Raw genomic sequence first — 19,206 nt, forward strand, 5'->3', positions numbered from 1 at the left:
TACTTAGACATCGTAACCTGCTTCTCTAGCTAACGTCGTATTAGCCTGTAGCCAACCTTCAATATGCCCGCAGTCAAAGGTGCGTCCATGCATCCGAAATGCCTGCACGGTTTTGCCCTCTTGCATCAGGCGGTCAATGGCATCCGTCAGTTGAATTTCATTACCCGCGCCCGGGGGCTGGTCGCGTAACAATTCCATAATGCGATACGGCAATACATAGCGGCCAATCACTGATAGGCGTGACGGGGCCTCTTCTGGCTTTGGCTTTTCGACTACCCCTCGCATATTGGCACTCTCTCCTGCGGCTGGCTCGTCGCAATCCACAATACCGTAACGATACACCTCTTCCTGGGGCACTGCTTCCACCATAATTTGCGCTGCGTCAGTCACTTCCCAACGCTCTACCATACTGCCTAAATCACACGTGTTACTACTTACCTGAGGCTTCACCAATACGTCCGGTAAAATAACCGCAAAAGGCTCATCTTTATCAAGCAGGTGCGAAGCACAGTAAATCGCATGCCCTAGACCTTTTGCATTAGGCTGTCGAACGCTGGTGACTTTTAGCTTTTTAGGCGAAATAGCCGACAGGGTTTCCAGCAGCGCATTTTTGCCTTTGCTGGCTAACGAGTGTTCTAGCTCGAAGTGAGCATCAAAGTGGTCTTCAATAGCCGACTTACCCGCCCGCGTGACCAAAATAATCTCATTGATACCGGCTGCTAGCGCCTCCTCCACAACATGCTGAATGAGTGGCCGATCAACGACAGGCACCATCTCTTTCGGGATGGCTTTGCTGATCGGCAATAGACGAGTACCAAAACCAGCAACAGGGATAATTGCTTTGCGTACTTGGGCCATCATTAACGTCCTTTTACTGAGCTTTGCATTCCAAAATCAGGAAAAATGCCGGGAAGTGCACACTAAATTTCATGCAATGTTCATTCCAATAAATAGGCCAGCAAATCCTGACATGTACAACTGCGGTGACTAATTTTTCAATATGCCTGAAAGCAACTGGGTGGCACTTTCTATTAACTCATCTAGATGGTGCGGGCTTTTAAAGCTTTCGGCATACACTTTATAAAGCGACTCTGTCCCGCTTGGGCGGGCAGCAAACCAGCCGTTCTCGGTGGTGACTTTTAATCCACCAATCGCTGCATGATTACCCGGAGCTTCTACCAATACGGCAGTGATAGGGTCGCCCGCCAGCAACGTATCGACTACGCTCTCTGCGGTGAGATTTTTAAATGCCGCTTTTTCCTCTGGTGTACAAGCAGTATCGACACGTTTGTAGCAAGGCTCACCAAAACGCTCGGTAAGCGTTTGATAATACTCGCTGGGCGTTTTTCCCGTCACCGCCATCATTTCAGCTGCCAACAGGCACAGCGCAATGCCATCCTTATCAGTAGACCATGCCTTACCATCATGGGTTAATAAGCTGGCACCGGCACTCTCTTCTCCTCCAAAAGCTAGCCACCCTTCATACAGGCCATCTACAAACCACTTGAAGCCTACCGGCACCTCGTACAGTTCGCGCTGATAAGAGGCGACTACGCGATCGATCATTGACGAGGACACCAGAGTTTTGCCGATTTTTAGAGAAGCACTCCACTCTGGGCGGTGGTTAAGTAAATAGTCCACACACACAGACAAAAAATGATTAGGATTCATCAAACCGTTGGCATCCACAATGCCATGGCGGTCTGCATCTGGGTCGTTGCCGAAGGCGATATCAAAGCGGTCTTTGATCTTTAACACGTTAGCCATGGCATCCGCACTGGAGCAATCCATACGAATCTTGCCATCGTGGTCGGGTGGCATAAAGCTAAAGCTAGCATCTATGGTGCTATTCACCACTTCAAGGTTCAAACCATAGTACTTGGCCACTGCCTGCCAAACTGGCAGTGCCGCACCACCCATAGGGTCAGCCCCCAGGGTTAAATTGGCGCGTTGAATAGCCGCCATATCCACTACGTTACCCAATTGCGCTACATAGTGAGCAGTGAAGTCATACTCCTGAGCGTGGGCTAACGCCTCCTCTAAAGGCACCAGAGAAACATCGCTCAAATGACGAAGTAGGTAAGCGTTCGCACGCAGCTCGATCCACTTGGTAACGTCAGTATCGGCTGGGCCACCATGGTAAGGGTTGTATTTAATACCACCATCTTCCGGCGGGTTATGGGAAGGGGTAATAATTAGCCCGTCCGCTTTGGCTGCAGCCTGAGTTGACTGGGCATTATGTTGCAATATCGCATGGCTCACCAAAGGGGTGGCCGTGTAGCCATGATTTTTTTCAACCAGCACCGGCACTTTATTAGCCGCCAGCACCCGCAGCGCGCACTCCCAAGCGGGACGCGATAACGCATGGGTATCGTACCCAAGAAATACCGGGCCTTGATACCCCTCTTCATTGCGAAAATCCACGACTGCTTGAGTAATCGCCATAATATGCGAGGCGTTAAACGTGCGCTCGGTAGCACGGCCACGGTGGCCAGAAGTACCAAAGGCGACTCGCTCCTGAGCAACATTAGCATCCGGCGTTTGTTCAAAAAAAGCATGAACGATGGCATCCATCCCAATTTCTCCTTTTCACCCTATTAATTTACTGCCCTGCCTATTATTGGGAGTCTACTGACATAGCAACGCGAAATGCGAGCAGGAATCAGCAGAGAGCTAGTAGAAAACGTCATAAAAAAACCGGCCCCTAAAAGGAGCCGGTTCGATGCTATTACAGGGGTTACACTCGTAAGCTTGGTATCAACCAGGCTTAGAAGTGGTAACGCGCACCTGTCAGGTAGTAGATGTCATCATCGTCAGAGCGCTGTACATCGATGATTTCACCGCCACCGAAGTCAACACTTACAGACTGCTGATCAGCTTGGTAAAGCTCGACGAATACATCAAAGTTGCTGGAAACTTTGTAATAAGAACCCAGCGCCCAGGAAGTACGATCTACGCCAAGAGCACCATCTTCATCGATATCGTAGATATCAGCGGAGAATGCCCAAGGACCAGTAGAGAAAGTACCACCAAGACCAACTTTATCGTAACCGTTGCTGCCGTTACCTACAGCTTCGTTATTGTCACGAGTTTCGTAACCTAAACGAACAGAGAACTGGTCATTAATGGCGTATGAACCAATCAGACCGTACAGCATTTCGTCGTTGCCGCCACCCTCAACTACATCGTCAACGAAACCTAGACCAACGGTAACTGGACCTTGAGCATAGCGAACAGCACCCTGAGCGGCTACTGTGGAATCACCTGCTGGCTCGGCATCACCACGAACACTGTAGTGTTTTGCTTGCAGCGCGGCAGTGAAACCGTTCAGATCAGGAGTGTAGTAACCAATAGAGTCACCGCGCGACTGCTTAGTATGGTTAGCAAACTCTAGACCTTGATTGATGTAAACATCAAACGGCAGAGAAACAAACTGATTGTAGAAGGCGTCAAAGTTACCAGCTTGAAGAGTACCAAGCTGCTTGCTTTGTAGACCGATGTAGCTCTGGCGAATTTCGTTAAAGCCAGAGTCTGAAGGATTGCTCAGATCAGTACGATCATCACCACGGAAACGCCACTCCAAACGACCGAAAGCGGTCAGATCAGAAGTTACTTCCTGGCTCATGCGCAGACCAAGGCGAGAGTAAACGTCTATAAACTCTGCACCATTGTCAATGGCTCCATTATCGTCAGGACCGCCGCCCTCAATCCCCATGGCGATACGGCCATAGATGTCAAGCTTGGTGCCGTCTTGGTCATATACGGTAGCTGCTTGAGCGGCAGCGGAGGCACCCAGGGCGCCAACAATAGCAGTCGCTAAAAGTGTCTTTTTCATGATGTAGGTTCCTTAACTAGCTTACTGTTTCGATCGTTATTACTGGCCTTCAAAGAAGCCAGCATGTGGCTTGCGGGCCATGCTCTTTTCTCATCCGCCGGTTTTTCCCGGTGGTATGCGACATGTCCTCAACAACGCCTTGTTATAGTCCAATGCTCGCAGGTCAAACTCTATACCGGGATTCCAGTGAACGCAATAGAATAAAACAGTGTTTTTTTACGTTTTGTGCATTTTTATGGAACCCAAGCTAGCATTTTCGGTCTCAGTGGCGCTCAAATTTCTGCTGTAGCCCTTTCAACTTCTCTTCGAAGCTAAGCGGCTTTCTCTGTTCATCTTTTTCTTCTACTACCGCTTTTGGGCGCTGTTCATCTGCCCTCTGCAGCGTTTTTTTAGCAGGCGATACCGCTTTAGTAGGGCTTTTTTGCGCATGGGGAGTGGCGTTCTCAGCTGCTTTTTTCTCCGGCGCTTCTTTACGCCGTTCGCTTGCATGTTGCGCCGCTTCTTTATCGACTTTGCCCGCCGGATTGCCATCCAGGTCGACCCGCTCGGCACCTTCGCGCATTGATTTTATATAGCGGGGAAGGTTGACGTAATTTGCCAGCGCACGACGAATTAATTTACCCGACCAAGGTTCGCGCTCCGCTAAATCTTGGTGAATACCCACCTTCAGCGGCTTGGTATGGCCTTTAAAAAAAGCATTAGGGTAGCGCTGATACCACTGCTTTAGCAGTGCCTGCGGAGAAGGCGCCTGGGTAGATGGCTGGACAGGCGCTTGGGAAGGTGTTTGCGCAGATATATCAGCAGGCGCTTCTTGAGCCATTGCTACGTCCGTCTTCGCAACGCTTGCCCTTGCAACGTCTGACGTGGATGAGGCACTTAGCGCGGCTACGGCTGCCAGCTGCTGCCTTAACCGCTCGTTCTCTTCGCGCAGTGCGGTAATTTCAGCATTTTTTTGCTCAAGCCGTGCTTCTAATGTTTCTAACAGATGCAGTACGCTGGCGGCCATAACCCCCTCCTTGACCTGATCAGTCGTTGTAGCGCTCGTAAACCACAAAGTCATAGCGCGGCTGCCCTTCCGCTGGCTGGCCGGGTACACGCTGCACTTCTCGCCACTCATCCAGCGAAAACTCTGGGAACTGGGCGTCACCTTCCACTTCTATATCTACTTCGGTGATATATAACCGCTGGGCAAACGGTAACGCTTGACGGTAGATCTCCCCCCCTCCCATGACCATGATTTCTTCTGCCGCCTCGATGGTAGCCTGCTGGTCGGCCAGCTCAAGGGCAGCCGGCAGCTCATGGCAAACACGCACCCCTGCTGCCGCAAAGTTGGTATCCCGGGTGACCACAATATTGAGCCGGTTTGGCAATGGCTTGCCAATGGAGGCGTACGTTTTGCGCCCCATCACCAGCGGTTTTGCTTGAGTCATGCGTTTAAAAAACTTTAAATCTTCAGGCAGGTACCATGGCAGCTTGCCATCCACGCCAATCACGCGGTTTTTGGCCATGGCAGCAATCATGGCGACCGGGACAAGCGATTCATAAGTGTTGGCTGGCTGACTCATACGGCTACCTTTGCTTTGATGTGTGGGTGCGACGCGTAATCTTCGATGTGGATATCGTCGAAGGTGAAGTCAAACAGGCTCGTGACCTTGGGATTAAGCACAAGTTTAGGCGGTGCCATCGGCGTGCGGGTGAGCTGTTCCCGCGCCTGCTCCAAATGGTTGCTGTATAGATGCGCATCGCCAAGAGTGTGCACAAACTCTCCGGGCTGCAGGCCGGTTACCTGGGCCACCATGCTCAGCAGCAGTGCGTAGCTGGCAATATTGAACGGCACACCGAGGAAGATATCGGCGCTGCGCTGGTAGAGCTGGCAGGAGAGCCGTCCATTGGCAACGTAAAACTGGAACAGACAGTGGCACGGCGGCAGCTTCATTTCATCCACTTGGCCCGGGTTCCAGGCTGAAACAATTAAACGCCGCGACTGCGGGTTAGTACGAATTTGCTCTAGCACATTGGCAATTTGGTCCACGCTGCCACCCTTAGGGCTTGGCCAACTGCGCCACTGGTAGCCGTATACCGGGCCTAAGTTACCGTTTTCATCGGCCCACTCGTCCCAAATGCGCACCCCATTCTCTTGAAGATAGCCAATATTGGTATCCCCTTTTAGAAACCACAGCAGCTCGTGAATGATAGAGCGCAAGTGCAACTTTTTGGTCGTCAGCAGCGGGAAGCCGCGTGAGAGATCAAAGCGCATTTGATGGCCAAACACCGAGCGCGTGCCGGTGCCGGTGCGGTCGCTGCGGTCAACGCCTTGTTCCAGCACGGTACGCATCAGGTCCAGGTAGGGCTGTTCAAGCGCAGGTAACGTTGAATTCATTGCAGGCGTAGGCGTTGTTGCAGTCACAGAAATTCCAAGTTAACAGTCATTTTAAGAATGTATTCTATACAGAGACGTAGTGAGCAGCCAGCAAACCAGCTAGCTACTCACACAACGATGGAAATACTTAACTTTTTTAAATCTTGGCGTCGATGGGCTTATTGCGTGACCACGCGATGAAGATCAGGCCAAGAGCGATCATTGGGAGTGTAAGCAGCATTCCCATGGTGACCCAGCCAAAGGCGATAAAGCCGATGTGGGCATCCGGCATTCGCACAAACTCAACTATAAAGCGGAAGACGCCGTACCCTAGCAGGAACAGCCCCGAGACAAAGCCACGGGCGCGCGGCTTGGCGGATACCCACCAAAGAATCGCAAACAGCACGACGCCTTCCAACAGGGCTTCATAGAGTGCAGACGGGTGGCGCGGCTCTGGCCCCATGCCTGGGAATGGCATGCCCCAGGGCAACGAGGTAATGCGCCCCGGCAGTTCATGATTAATAAAATTGCCGATTCGCCCAGCACCTAGGCCAATCGGTACCAGCGGGGCGATAAAGTCGGTTAAAGCGAAGAACGCTAGCTGTTTGCGTCGGGCAAATAGCCAGGCGGCCAAGAGCACGCCCAATAGGCCGCCGTGGAAACTCATACCGCCATCCCATACGCGGAAGACCCAAAGCGGGTCAGCCATCCACTGCTCCAGCCCGTAAAACAGCGCGTAACCCAGACGGCCACCGGCCACTACCCCAATGGCGCAGTAGAAGAGCAGATCGCCAATATCATCTTTGGTTAAGCCGATACGCGGTGCGCGCTTGCAGCCAAGCCACCAGGCCGCCACGAAACCAACCACATACATTAGGCCGTACCAATGTACTTGTAGCGGGCCAAGGGAAATCGCGACAGGATCTATCGTTGGGTAGTTAATCATCTGCTTTCTCTAAGAAAAGGAAATATCACAGCTTGCCAGGAGGCGATTACGCCAGTATGAAGCGAATCCCTACTACGGCGAGTAGAGTAGCGAAGCTAAAACGCAGCACACGAGCAGGTAGCACATGCGCCAAACGGACACCCAACCGAGCAAACAGCACGCTGGTGGCCACAATCCCGATAAAGGCAGGCCACATCACAAATCCGGTTGCCAACGGCGGTAGTAGCGGGTTGCCCCACCCCACCACAATGAAGGTGATGGCGCCTACGGCGGCTATTGGTAAGCCGCACGCTGCTGAAGTTCCCACGGCCTGGGTCATAGTGGCACCACAGCGGGAGAGCCAAGGCACAGTCATGGTGCCGCCGCCGATGCCGAACAGCGCAGAAATAGCGCCGACCACACCTCCGGCAATGGTCATCGCGGTTTTCCCGGGAGCCATCGTACCGGGCTTGGGTGTCAGCCCCATCGCCATCTTGCCTGCCAGCAGCAGCACAAATATGCCGAACAGCGTACCTAGCACGGTGCCGGAGAGGTTATCGGCAATAAAGACACCCGCCATGGCGCCTAGCATGAGTCCGGGCAGTAGCGCCAGCAGCCAGGGGCGATGGATGCTGCCCCTGCGAAAATGCCCAAGCGCCGATGAAGCTCCCGTAACCACGATGGTGGCTAACGAGGTACCTACCGCTAAGTGCATCGTAATGTCTGGAGGAATACCCTGCAGCCCAAAGGCAAACACCAGCACGGGCACAATAATAATTCCACCACCCACCCCAAACAGCCCAGCCATCGTGCCTGCGACCGCTCCTAGCGCTAAGTAACTGGCCAAAATGGCTGCAAAGGTCATGGGTTCGGCGTCTCCAGGGCGTTAGGCAACCATTTATTGATCATGCTGTTTAAGGTATCTGGTTGATAGGGTTTAGCCAGAAGGTCATCCAAGCCGGCAGCTTCGCAGGTCGCTCTGTCTGCGTTATCGACATTAGCAGTCAATGCAATCAACACACTGCGCTGTTGATTTTGGTTCGACTGTTCGAACTTCCGCCAGCGGCGAGTCGTCTCAAACCCATCGAGAGTAGGCATAAAAATATCCATGAAGACTAAGTCATAAAAGGTGGATTGCTGACGTTCTAGCGCCTGCTCGCCGCTACTAACTCCCTCCACCCTAAGGCCTTGAGACTCTAACATTTGCCGTGCCAACATCAGGTTCACCGGCCCATCATCCACCACTAATACGCACGGCTGATGCTCACTGGCTGTAGGTCTATCGGTAGGCCTATCGGGAGTGTTAGCCTCAGGAGCGTGTTGCTGTGCAAAGTTAGCCAACAAAGAACGAATATCAGCAAGACGCTCACGCACATAAGTAACATGCTGGCGGCAGGAGTCCGACGTCTCTTCCGTTAATATGCTGCTAAGATACTCAAACAGGCTATCGGCCTCCCGCTGCAGCAGTGTTAAATAGCCCGATTTGAGCCGAGACTCTTCCCTTGCACGCTCCCTGCCTGCCATTAAATGTTTGAGCTGCTTCTGCTGGTGGTGCAAATCGTCCAGTAACGCTTGATCCGTTTTTTTACGCTCATCCGCTGCCGCAATACGGCCAGTTTTATCCAACGTACGGATCATGTCTGCGAATAGGTCATTCGCACGGATAAGCCGCTTAAAGGGGCGCTCGTTGCTACTCTCTGCCATGAGTATCACGGGAGCATGGGGAGCAATTTCCCTCTGCAGTGCATTAAGATGGAGTTCAAGCTCGCTAAGCCCCTGCATAAAAAGAGCATCTTTGTGCTTTGCCCGCGCTTTAATCAACATCAGAAAAGCGCCAACATTCATGCAGCTGCCCAGCAAAAGCGCCAGCATTAACCATAGCGTAGTTGCCCAGGACGCTTGGCTGGGCGACATTAACCAGATAACCGCCCCTACCAACACACACAGCAGGATAAGCGCGGCCTGAACCAGTAACAAAGGCCAAAGTACCGGCCAGATAATGGCATTCCAGATATGCTCTCGCTGATAGCGTTGCATCATTCGCGATTTCCCTGTTGGCAAGGAGCGTTATGCCCCATATAGGTGGCCCACATCATCACAAACTTCCAAATTAAGTGTACGCCGCCGCCCTAAGCGTGTCATGCCACGCCGTTTATGAAGACCCCAAATAGTGACTACGACGAGCTTTTTATGTGTTTACTGACGTTTAGCTGGACACCCGATAGCCAAATACCGCTACGTTTAGCGGGTAACCGTGATGAGTTCCACGCACGCCCCACTGCGCCTTTAGCTGTGTGGCGTAACCAGGCGCTGCTGGGTGGACGCGACCTAGAAGCAGGTGGCACGTGGCTGGCGGCAAACCGGCATGGCGTGGTGGCAGCCCTGACCAACGTGCGCGATACCTCGTTAGCTACTCCCCCTAATGCGCCTAGCCGTGGCGAGTTAGTAGCGGGAGTGCTCGCCAGTGACGACCCCGCCGCATGGCTAAATATGCTGGCGAGCCACCAAGCCGAGCGCTATGCAGGCTTTAACTTATTAGTCGCCACCCCTCGCCAGTGTTGGCACCTACACCGTGGAAGCGATGGCGTCTCGCTTACCAGCGTGCCACCTGGAGTGCATGGGCTATCTAATGCCAGCCTGAATACGCCCTGGCCTAAGCTTCAGGCCGTTCGCTGCGCTTTGGAGGGTAGCGACATCAACCGTTGGCGGCTAGCTACCCGGCAGGCGTTGCACAACCCCGCGCTAGCGGCCGACCAATTACTTCCTGACACAGGAGTTGGCATGGCTCTTGAGCGCCAGCTCTCGGCAGCTTTTATTGTTGGCGAGCAGTATGGCACCCGCGCCACCACCTGGGTGACACTCACTCACCGGGGCGATGCCACTATCACGGAGCAGCGTTTTGGACCCTTCGGGCGCTTTACCGGCGAAACGACGCTAACGGCGCTTTGTCACCGTTAGCAGCGTATTAATCCCTTGGCGGCAATAGGTGAGTTAGCTGCCACTGATCCAACCGTTTATTAAGATGCTCGTGGACAAGCGCGGGGGTGTCCAGCCGCATGATCTCTTTTAGCAGCATTTGGGCATCCTCCATGGTGACCCGCCGGATAGCCGCCCGCACTTTGGGCAGGCTGGGTGCATTCATAGAGAGGCTGGTAAAGCCCATGGCCATTAATAGCAGGGCCCCTGCCGGGTCGCCCGCCAGCTCACCGCACAGCGAAATGGGTTTATTTAGCCGCTTGGCGTCATGAGCAAGCTCTTGCAGGGCACCGAGCAGCGCAGGATGCAATGCATCGTACAGGCTAGACACCCTCGGGTTGTTGCGGTCTACCGCCAGCAGGTACTGGGTAAGATCGTTACTGCCCACGGAGAAGAAGTCGACCCGCTTAGCCAGCGCATCCATCTGGTAAATCGTGGCGGGTACCTCAATCATCACTCCCACCTTGGGCCGCTCAACCGCCACTCCCTCTTCACCCAGTTCTACGATGGCGCGATCAAGCAACCGTATTGCCTCATCTACCTCTTCCACATTGGTGATCATGGGGAAGAGCACATTGAGGTTACCCAAGTCGTGGGAGGCCTTGAGCATAGCGCGCAGCTGCACCATGAGCACTTCGGGATGGTCTAGCGTCACGCGCATCCCCCGCCAGCCCAGAAATGGGTTGGCTTCTTCAATGGGGAAGTAGGGCAAATCTTTATCACCGCCGATATCCAAGGTACGCATGACCACTGGCAGCGGCGCAAACCCCTCCAACTGCTCGCGGTACATACGCATCTGCTCTTTCTCGCCGGGGAAGCGCTCGGTAATCATGAATGGCACTTCGGTACGGTAGAGTCCTACCCCGCCAATGCGGCTTTTTAGCAGCGTTGATGCGTCCACTGCCAAGCCGGTATTCACCATCAGCGGCATTTGATGGCCGTCAGGGGTTTCGCTGGGCAGGTCCTGCTCGTGCTCCAAGACTTCACTGAGCACTTTTTCTTCGGCAATCAGGCTGGCATAGCGAGTTTGCAGTTCGGCGGCAGGGCGCACAAATAGCCGCCCACGGTGGCCATCTAGCACCACGGGCGCTCCGTTTAAGCGTGGCAGCGGTAGGTCTACCATCCCTAAGACGGTGGGTATGCCCATTGCACGTGCGACAATCGCGACGTGGGATGTGCTGGAGCCACGCACCGACACCAAACCTTTCAGCTTGTCCCGCGGCACCTCCCCCAGCATGGCGACGCTGATTTCATCACCCACCAGAATAGCGTTATCTGGATATGTTTCCGGTGTGGAGGGCGTATCCTCCTGCAGGTGCGCCAGCACGCGGCGGCCAAGGTCGCGGATATCCGCCGCCCGCTCGCGCAGGTAATCATCATCGACCCGCTCCAGATATTGAACATGGCGACGCACAACATCGGCCAGCGCTCCCGGCGCCCATTGGCCTTCGCGGATACGCTTCTCTACTTCTTCAGAGAGCGCTGCTTCGCCCAGCATCTGCTGGTACACGTCAAACAGCGCTAGCTCCTGGGAAGAGATCCGATTCACCAAGCGTTCGGCGGCAGCACGGATCTCATCGCGGGTTTTACCAATGGCTTCCTTTAGCCGGGCAATTTCGTACTCCTGGTCACTGGGGATCAGGTCGGGCACGCTGTTGAGATCGGCGGGTGGAGTAATTACCACAGCTTCGCCCATGGCCATGCCGGGCGATGCCGCCACCCCCTTAAACATGGCCTGGCCGCCGGGTAGCGCTGGGCGCGTGAGGTTACCGGTTGCCAGCGCGTGGGCCAGTACACCTGCGAGCTGGGCAGCCATGGTTACCAGGAAGGCTTCATCTTCGTCGTCGTAGCGGCGTTTTTCCGCCTGCTGAACCACCAGCACCCCCAGCATGTGGCGCTGGTGAATGATCGGCACCCCAAGAAAGCTTGAATAACGCTCTTCTCCAGTCGCTTCAAAGTAGCGGAAGTGGGGGTGCGACTGGGCATCCTCTAGGTTGAGCGGTTCGCTGCGCTTGGCCACTAGCCCCACCAGGCCTTCGCCCAGCGGTAGCACCACGCGACCAACGGCCTGGGTGCGTAGGCCTATGGTTTCCATCAATACCAGCGACTCCAGCTCTTTATCGTAAAGATAAAAGGAGCAGACGTCGGTCTGCATCGCTTTGCGTATGCGGCGTACCATGGTAGACAGCGCGGCGTCGAGGTTTCTTGCGCCATTCACTTCTTGAATAACGCGTCGCAGCACCTCAAGCATGGACGTTTTTCTATTCACTATTATTTGCCTCGCTGAGGGAGTGTCCGGCGGCTACTGCTGCCTGTGCCAAGTCGTGACACGCGCGTTACCCTTCGCCATCTTGTGCCAAGCGCTGTACGCGGGGAGAAAGCTCTCGTAGCGCGCGCCGATAGACCTCTCGTTTAAAAGGTACTACTTGCCCTAGCGGGTACCAGTAGCTCACCCACCGCCAACCGTCGAATTCCGGCTTGGGCGTGGCCGTCATACAAATACGGTTTTCCTGGCAACGGATTTTCAGTAAAAACCACTTCTGCTTTTGGCCGATACACACCGGCCTTGAGTGGGTACGAATCATGCGTCGTGGCAGACGGTAGCGCAGCCAGCCCCGGGTGCAGGCGACAATATCAACATCGTCGGCGGTTAGGCCGATTTCTTCGTGGAGTTCACGAAAAAGCGCTTGTTGTGGAGTCTCGCTTGCTTTGATGCCTCCCTGGGGAAACTGCCACGCGTTTTGCCCTACACGACGCGCCCAAAGCAGCTGCCCCTGGCTGTTGGCAATAATAATGCCAACATTGGGGCGAAAGCCGTCAGCGTCGATCACGGACATCACCTTCATAAATTTTCAGTTATGCCCATTTTTCCACAAGGGAGACAACCGTATCAACACAATATCATGGCAAGTGGTGAAACCCTGGTGACTCTGCGATAATCCGCCGCTTTGTGTCCGACGACCAACGTCCAACATTAACCATAAGGGGAGCGCCGTGAGTCTGGCCATTTTCGATTTGGATAATACGCTGCTATCCATCGACAGCGATCATGCCTGGGGGGAGTTCTTACTCGAACAAGGTGCGGTTGATCCGGTTGCCTATCGTGAAGCCAATGAACGCTTTATGGCCGACTATAATGCGGGCACCCTAGATATGGCGGCGTTTCTGGAAATGGCACTGAAACCGCTGGCCGAAAACACGCCGGAGCAGCTGGCTGCGTGGCATCAGCAATTTATGGCGAGCAAAATCGAGCCACATATTTTGCCTAAAGCCGAAGAGTTACTGGCCCGCCACCGCACCAAAGGCGATACGCTGCTCATCATCACCGCTACTAACCGCTTTATTACTGGCCCAATTGCCGAGCGCCTGGGCGTTGATCACTTAATTGCCGTTGACCCAGAAATGATTGATGGCCGCTATACCGGCCGCGTAGACGGCGTGCCCAGCTACCGCGAGGGCAAAGTCACTCGCCTGCAAGCATGGCTTGAAAACCAAGAAGTCACCCTAGATGGCGCTTGGTTTTACAGTGACTCCCACAACGACCTGCCGCTGCTTGAAGAAGTCGACCACCCAGTCGCTGTTGACCCCGACGACACCCTGCGCCAAATAGCCGAAGAGCGCAACTGGCGGATTATGAGCCTACGGGACTAGGGTGAGTGGTGAGATGAAACAAAAAACCCCGCAAGCAAGCTTGCGGGGTTTTGCTTTACTAAACGCTCCTTTAAGAGCGCTAGCAGGCGTGCTTAGCCAAGCAGGTGCTCAACAGCAGCCCGCTCTTCACGCAGTTCTTTCTCGGTGGCTTGCATCTTCTCTTTGCTGAACTCGTCCAGCTCGAAACCTTGTACGATTTCGTATTTGCCACCCTGGCAGCGAACCGGGTAGGAGTAGATGATGCCTTCGGCGATGCCGTAGCTACCGTCGGAAGGAATCGCCATGCTAACGATACCGTCGCAACCCAGCGCCCAGTCGCGCATGTGGTCGATAGCAGAAGAAGCGGCAGAAGCAGCGGAAGAAGCACCACGCGCCTTGATGATCGCGGCACCGCGCTGCTGTACGGTCGGGATGAAGTCGTTTTCGTACCAGTCGCGCTCAACCAGATCGAAAGCAGGCTTGCCATCTACTTTGCACTGGGCCAGATCCGGGTACTGAGTGGCGCTGTGGTTGCCCCAGATGATCATGTTTTCCACGTCGGTGACGTGCTTGCCGGTTTTCTGTGCCAGCTGCGTCAGCGCGCGGTTATGGTCCAAACGCGTCATGGCGGTGAACTGGCCAGCGTCCAGATCAGGCGCGTTGCAGGAAGCAATCAGCGCGTTGGTGTTGGCCGGGTTGCCGACGACCAGCACTTTTACGTCACGGCTAGCGTGGTCGTTCAGCGCTTTACCCTGTACAGAGAAGATCGCGGCGTTAGCTTCCAGCAGGTCTTTACGCTCCATACCCGGGCCACGCGGACGTGCACCTACCAGCAGGGCGAAATCAGCATCTTTGAATGCAACGTTCGGATCGTCGGTAGCAACGATATCCTGCACCAGCGGGAAGGCACAGTCATTCACTTCCATGACCACGCCATTCAGCGCGTCCATCGCTTGCGGGATTTCGAGAAGCTGGAGAATGACAGGCTGATCCGGCCCTAGCATGTCGCCAGCGGCAATGCGGAAAATGAGGGAGTAGCTGATCTGGCCGGCACCGCCGGTAATCGCAATACGTACTGGATCTTTCATCATTGCTCCTTGATGGTTCGCCTATTGGAGGTTCGCCTGGTAAAGATTAGCGCAGTGATGTTATGCCCAGATGTTTAAAAACTCAATCAGACATGAGACTACTACCCATTCACGAGCTGGCTTGGTACTCGCTGGAAGCGGCCAGTTGCGCTATGGTGTGACGGGCTGAGGGCGCTTTATTACCGTGCTACCTATCGTTGTGCCCTTCGAGAATAGACCTTTTGGAACAGTGACTTCCCATGCGACGAATCCCCCCCTCCTACGCACTGGCCAGCCTGCTGGTGCTGGCACTAGTGGTATGGCTAGCCATTGGCGATTTTCAGCGTTTTCAATCCACGCCCCCGGATACCGCCGCCAATGGGCAAGAAGCGCTCCCCCGGGTGGAGGTTATTACGCAGCAGAGTACGCCCTATATTCCTCAGCAAGTGCTCCAGGGGCAGCTGACCGCCGAGCGTGAGACGGTGCTGCGCGCCAACGTGGCAGGCTATGTGGCGGAAAAGCCGATTGCCCAAGGGGAAAGCGTTCGCCAGGGGGAGACGCTGCTTATCCTTGATAACAACGCCTTGCCCGAACGGTTGCAGCAAGCGCGGGATGAGCTAGCCCTAGCCGAAGCAGAGTACGCCGGTGCCCAAAACCTGCGCCGCCGCGAACTGATTTCCCAGCCGGAGCTGCTGCGCCTGCAGAGCGCGCTCAGCGCCAGCGCCGCGCAAGTGGCGCAGCTAGAGAAGCAGCTGCGGGACACCCGCCCCACAGCGCCTTTTGATGGCACCATCGACCGGGTGCAAGTAGAGCTTGGCGACCTGCTCCAACCCGGCGAGGAGTGGGCTCGCCTAATTGACGACCGCCGCCTAACCGGCACCGCCTGGGTGTCGCAGCAGCAGGTGGGGGCGTTAAGCGTTGGGTTGCCGGTTACCGCACGGCTACTTAACGGCGAATCGCTGACCGGCGAGGTGAGCTATATCAGCAGCCGGGCGGAGGAAGCCACGCGGTCGTTCTATCTCGAAGTGTCGTTGGACAACCCCAAGCGACAGCGCCTGGCAGGCGGCAGTGCTGAGTTCACCGTTACCCTGCCGCCCCGCCAGGTACATACCCTCTCCCCCGCGCTCTTTAGCCTGAATGAACAGGGGGAGTTAGCAATCAAACACCTGGACGGGGAGAACCGCGTGGTGCAAACCGCCGTAGAGCTGGTTAGCGCCGATACCGAACGCGCCTATGTCAGCGGCCTACCCGATCCAGTCACGCTGATTACCCTAGGCGCTGGCTTGGTCAGTGTCGGTGAAGCGGTAACCCCCGTGCCTGCCCAGGAAGGTGGACATGCGCCAGTTAATTAATGCAGCCCTCACCCACACCCGTACCACATTGCTGCTATTGATTGGGCTACTGCTGGCGGGCACAGCGGCATGGCAGGCCATCCCCAAGGAAGCTAACCCTGACGTTACCATTCCGATTATCTACGTCTCTCTCGCCCTGGAGGGCGTTAGCCCCGAAGATGGTGAGCGACTGCTAGTTCGCCCCATGGAGCAGGAGCTGCGTGGCATCGAGGGGCTGCGTAAATTCACTGCCCAATCCAGCGAAGGCCACGCTTCGGTCACACTGGAGTTCGATCCCGGCTTCGACCCTGATACGGCGCTTTCCGACGTGCGCGAGCGGGTAGATATCGCCCGTAGCAGCCTGCCAGACGAGGCCGAAGAGCCTCGCGTGATGGAGGTGAATGTTTCTGAGTTTCCGGTATTGAGTATCGGCCTCTCTGGCGAGCTGGATACCCGAGAACGAATGACGATCGCTCGGCGGCTGAAAGAGGAAATCGAAGGCATCGCCGATGTATTGGAGGTGGAGATCGCTGGCGAGCGGGAGGATTTACTGGAGATTGTGGTGGACCCGCTAGTGCTAGAGAGCTACGGCGTTGACTTCGATACCCTTTTTAACCTGATATCGCGCAATAACCGACTGGTAGCCGCCGGTAGCTTGGACACCGGTGCGGGGCGGTTAGCACTCAAAGTCCCTGGCATTATCGAATCATTAAACGACGTGATGAACATGCCAGTGAAGGTGGATAAGGACCGAGTGGTCACCTTTGGCGATGTCGCCTGGATTCACCCCACCTACAAAGAGGCTGAGGGATTCGCCCGTATAGATGGCCAACCCGCCGTGGTGCTAGAAATCTCTAAACGCGCCGGAGCCAATATCATCGCCACCATTGAGGCGGTGCGCGAGCAGTTCACCCAGGCGGAAGACCTGCTGCCCGAGCAACTGCGGATCACCACCATTTTGGATGAATCAGTCACCGTTCAGAACATGCTCTCGGAGCTGCTGAATAACGTATTAACCGCCGTAGTGCTGGTACTGATTGTGGTGGTGGCGGTGATGGGCTGGCGAATGGCGCTGTTGGTAGGGCTTACCATTCCAGGGGCATTTCTCACCGGCATTCTGCTGGTGTGGGCATTCGGTTTTACGCTCAACATTGTGGTGCTGTTTGCCCTTATCCTGGTGGCGGGTATGTTGGTAGACGGCGCCATTGTGGTCAGCGAGCTGGCAGACCGCCACTTGCACGAGGGGCAAGCCCCTTATCAGGCGTGGCTGAATGCCGCTTCGCGGATGAGCTGGCCGGTTATCGCCTCCACTGCGACGACCGTAGTGGTCTTTATCCCCCTACTGTTCTGGCCCGGCGTAGTGGGCCAGTTTATGAAGTACCTACCCGCCACGGTGGTGTTATGCCTGCTGGCCTCCCTGGCGATGGCCCTGGTGTTTCTACCGACGCTGGGCCGCCTATTCACGCGCACCTCCCACGCCAGCGGCACCGGGCCGGTGGATGAAAGCACTGCCTTAGGCCGTGGCTACCGCCGTGTGCTGGGTCGCCTGCTACAGCATCCCGGCTGGGTACTGCTGTTTGCCGTGCTGCTGATTGCGCTGCTCTATACGGGCTATGCGAGGTTTAACCACGGCGTCGACTTCTTCCCCAACGTAGAGCCGGATAGCGCCCAGGTGCTGGTACGCGCCCGTGGCGACTTCTCTGCCGAAGAGGCTGATGCAATCCTGCAGCGGGTCGAGCAGCGCTTGGGCGGCATGGGGGAAGTCGAAGCCCTCTATGCCCGCTCCTTTGCCGTGCCTGACCAACAAATGGGCAGCGATGTCATCGGTATGCTGCAGTTCCAGTTTATCGACTGGTACCAACGCCGTCTCGCCCGCACCATTTTGGCGGATATGGCCGAGCGCACCCGGGATATTCCCGGCATTGTATTAGAGTTTCAGGAGCAGGAGATGGGACCTGGCGGCGGCAAGCCGATTGTGCTGGAAGTCAGCGCCAACGACCCCGACATTGCCGACGCTGGCGTGGACCGGATCACGGCGCTGATGCGCGAACTGGGCGGTTTTACCGATATTCAGGATAACCGCAGCCTGCCGGGGGTTGAGTGGCAAGTGAAGGTGGACCGGGAAGCCGCCGCACGGATGGGAACCGACGTCACCACGGTGGGTAGCGCGGTGCAGCTGCTCACCACGGGGCTTCAGGTAGCGAGCTATCGTCCGCCTACCGTTAGCGATGAAGTGGATATTCGTGTTCGCTTACCGGAGAACTGGCGCACGCTGAACCAGCTTGAGCGTTTAACCATTAACACGCCACGGGGCCAGGTGCCCATCTCCCATTTTGTGGAGATTACCCCCGCGCCGAAAGTGGGCGCGCTTAACCGGATTGATGGCCGCCGCGCCATTACTATTGAAGCGGACCTAGCCCCGGGCTACTTAGCCGATGAGCGGCTGCGGGCGCTGTTCAAAGCGGGCCAGGGCCAGCTGCCCGAGACGCTAATGGTCAACGTGGCCGGGGAGCAGGAGGATCAGCAGGAGTCAATGCAGTTCCTGGTGAACGCCTTTTTGATCGCCATCGGCTTGATGGCGTTGATTCTGGTGACCCAGTTCAATAGCTACTATCAAGCCGTGCTGGTGCTCTCGGCTATTGTGTTCTCAACGGCAGGGGTATTGATGGGGCTACTTATCACCGGCCAAGCGTTCGGTATCGTGATGGTGGGGATGGGCGTGATCGCCCTAGCGGGGATTGTGGTAAACAACAATATCGTCTTGATCGACACCTACAATGAGCTTCGCGGGGACGGCATGCCCCCCGCCCAAGCGGCGTTAGAGGCAGGCTGCCTACGCCTGCGGCCGGTACTGCTGACCGCGATTACCACGGTGCTGGGGCTGATGCCGATGGTGCTAGGGATAAACGTGAACCTCTTCGCCCCAGCGCTAGGATTCAACGCCCCTTCCGCCCAGTGGTGGACCCAGATGTCCAGCGCCATTGCCGGTGGCCTGACTTTCGCCACCGCCCTCACGCTACTGCTCACCCCCTGTATGCTGGTGATTGGCGGTCGCTTACGGCGTGAGAAGTGAATGGTGAACA

General features: G+C 55.6%; 16 protein-coding genes. 4 read left to right on the forward strand and 12 right to left on the reverse strand.

Annotated features, from left to right (window positions below; genetic code table 11):
• Positions 1–3: 3 nt before the first annotated feature.
• The 9 genes from LG300_RS10050 to LG300_RS10090 form a co-directional block, all read right to left on the reverse strand.
• Positions 4–858 carry a UTP--glucose-1-phosphate uridylyltransferase gene (locus LG300_RS10050; RefSeq protein WP_404375064.1) on the reverse strand — a complete coding sequence of 285 codons (855 nt, stop codon included), beginning with the start codon at positions 856–858 and terminating at the stop codon, positions 4–6.
• Between the two features lie 129 nt (positions 859–987).
• Complete coding sequence (gene pgm, locus LG300_RS10055; RefSeq protein ID WP_404375066.1) at positions 988–2,574, reverse strand: phosphoglucomutase (alpha-D-glucose-1,6-bisphosphate-dependent); 1,587 nt, start codon at positions 2,572–2,574, stop codon at positions 988–990.
• Between the two features lie 193 nt (positions 2,575–2,767).
• Positions 2,768–3,835 (reverse strand): porin, encoded by a 1,068-nt coding sequence (locus tag LG300_RS10060; RefSeq protein ID WP_404375068.1) that lies wholly within the window; start codon positions 3,833–3,835, stop codon positions 2,768–2,770.
• A 262-nt stretch (positions 3,836–4,097) separates the two neighbouring features.
• Entirely contained in the window at positions 4,098–4,841 is a 744-nt protein-coding gene (locus LG300_RS10065) for a ProQ/FINO family protein (RefSeq protein WP_404375070.1), read from the reverse strand.
• Between the two features lie 19 nt (positions 4,842–4,860).
• Positions 4,861–5,400 carry a dihydrofolate reductase gene (locus tag LG300_RS10070; RefSeq protein WP_404375072.1) on the reverse strand — a complete coding sequence of 180 codons (540 nt, stop codon included), beginning with the start codon at positions 5,398–5,400 and terminating at the stop codon, positions 4,861–4,863.
• Positions 5,397–6,215 carry a thymidylate synthase gene (locus tag LG300_RS10075; RefSeq protein WP_404378021.1) on the reverse strand — a complete coding sequence of 273 codons (819 nt, stop codon included), beginning with the start codon at positions 6,213–6,215 and terminating at the stop codon, positions 5,397–5,399. Before LG300_RS10075 ends, LG300_RS10070 begins: the two co-directional genes overlap by 4 nt.
• A gap of 136 nt (positions 6,216–6,351) precedes the next feature.
• On the reverse strand, positions 6,352–7,140 hold the full coding sequence (lgt, locus tag LG300_RS10080; RefSeq protein WP_404375074.1) for a prolipoprotein diacylglyceryl transferase: 789 nt from the start codon (positions 7,138–7,140) through the stop codon (positions 6,352–6,354).
• A gap of 46 nt (positions 7,141–7,186) precedes the next feature.
• Complete coding sequence (locus tag LG300_RS10085) at positions 7,187–7,984, reverse strand: sulfite exporter TauE/SafE family protein (RefSeq protein WP_404375077.1); 798 nt, start codon at positions 7,982–7,984, stop codon at positions 7,187–7,189.
• Positions 7,981–9,159 carry a response regulator gene (locus LG300_RS10090; protein ID WP_404375079.1) on the reverse strand — a complete coding sequence of 393 codons (1,179 nt, stop codon included), beginning with the start codon at positions 9,157–9,159 and terminating at the stop codon, positions 7,981–7,983. The genes LG300_RS10085 and LG300_RS10090 overlap by 4 nt, the downstream gene beginning before the upstream one ends.
• A gap of 150 nt (positions 9,160–9,309) precedes the next feature.
• On the opposite strand from LG300_RS10090, the gene LG300_RS10095 reads away from it, so the two are divergent.
• Positions 9,310–10,077 carry an NRDE family protein gene (locus tag LG300_RS10095; protein WP_404375081.1) on the forward strand — a complete coding sequence of 256 codons (768 nt, stop codon included), beginning with the start codon at positions 9,310–9,312 and terminating at the stop codon, positions 10,075–10,077.
• Between the two features lie 7 nt (positions 10,078–10,084).
• On the opposite strand, the gene ptsP is transcribed toward LG300_RS10095, so the two are convergent.
• Complete coding sequence (gene ptsP, locus LG300_RS10100; protein ID WP_404375082.1) at positions 10,085–12,346, reverse strand: phosphoenolpyruvate--protein phosphotransferase; 2,262 nt, start codon at positions 12,344–12,346, stop codon at positions 10,085–10,087.
• An 85-nt stretch (positions 12,347–12,431) separates the two neighbouring features.
• Complete coding sequence (locus tag LG300_RS10105; protein WP_404375084.1) at positions 12,432–12,926, reverse strand: RNA pyrophosphohydrolase; 495 nt, start codon at positions 12,924–12,926, stop codon at positions 12,432–12,434.
• 163 nt (positions 12,927–13,089) lie between these two features.
• Between LG300_RS10105 and LG300_RS10110 the strand changes: the two genes are divergently transcribed.
• On the forward strand, positions 13,090–13,746 hold the full coding sequence (locus LG300_RS10110; protein WP_404375086.1) for an HAD family hydrolase: 657 nt from the start codon (positions 13,090–13,092) through the stop codon (positions 13,744–13,746).
• A 92-nt stretch (positions 13,747–13,838) separates the two neighbouring features.
• Here the strand turns inward: LG300_RS10110 and LG300_RS10115 are convergent, their stop codons facing one another.
• Positions 13,839–14,813, reverse strand: a complete 975-nt coding sequence (locus LG300_RS10115; protein ID WP_404375088.1) for a malate dehydrogenase — start codon at positions 14,811–14,813, stop codon at positions 13,839–13,841.
• Positions 14,814–15,052: 239 nt separating this feature from the next.
• Here LG300_RS10115 and LG300_RS10120 point away from each other — a divergent pair, with 239 nt between their 5' ends.
• Positions 15,053–16,144 (forward strand): efflux RND transporter periplasmic adaptor subunit, encoded by a 1,092-nt coding sequence (locus LG300_RS10120; RefSeq protein WP_404375090.1) that lies wholly within the window; start codon positions 15,053–15,055, stop codon positions 16,142–16,144.
• Positions 16,128–19,196, forward strand: coding sequence for an efflux RND transporter permease subunit (locus LG300_RS10125; RefSeq protein WP_404375092.1), 3,069 nt, complete (start codon positions 16,128–16,130; stop codon positions 19,194–19,196). Before LG300_RS10120 ends, LG300_RS10125 begins: the two co-directional genes overlap by 17 nt.
• The last annotated feature ends 10 nt before the right edge of the window (positions 19,197–19,206 follow it).

The sequence above is a fragment of the Vreelandella aquamarina genome, from assembly GCF_044805175.1.
GTDB classification, from domain to species: domain Bacteria; phylum Pseudomonadota; class Gammaproteobacteria; order Pseudomonadales; family Halomonadaceae; genus Vreelandella; species Vreelandella aquamarina_B.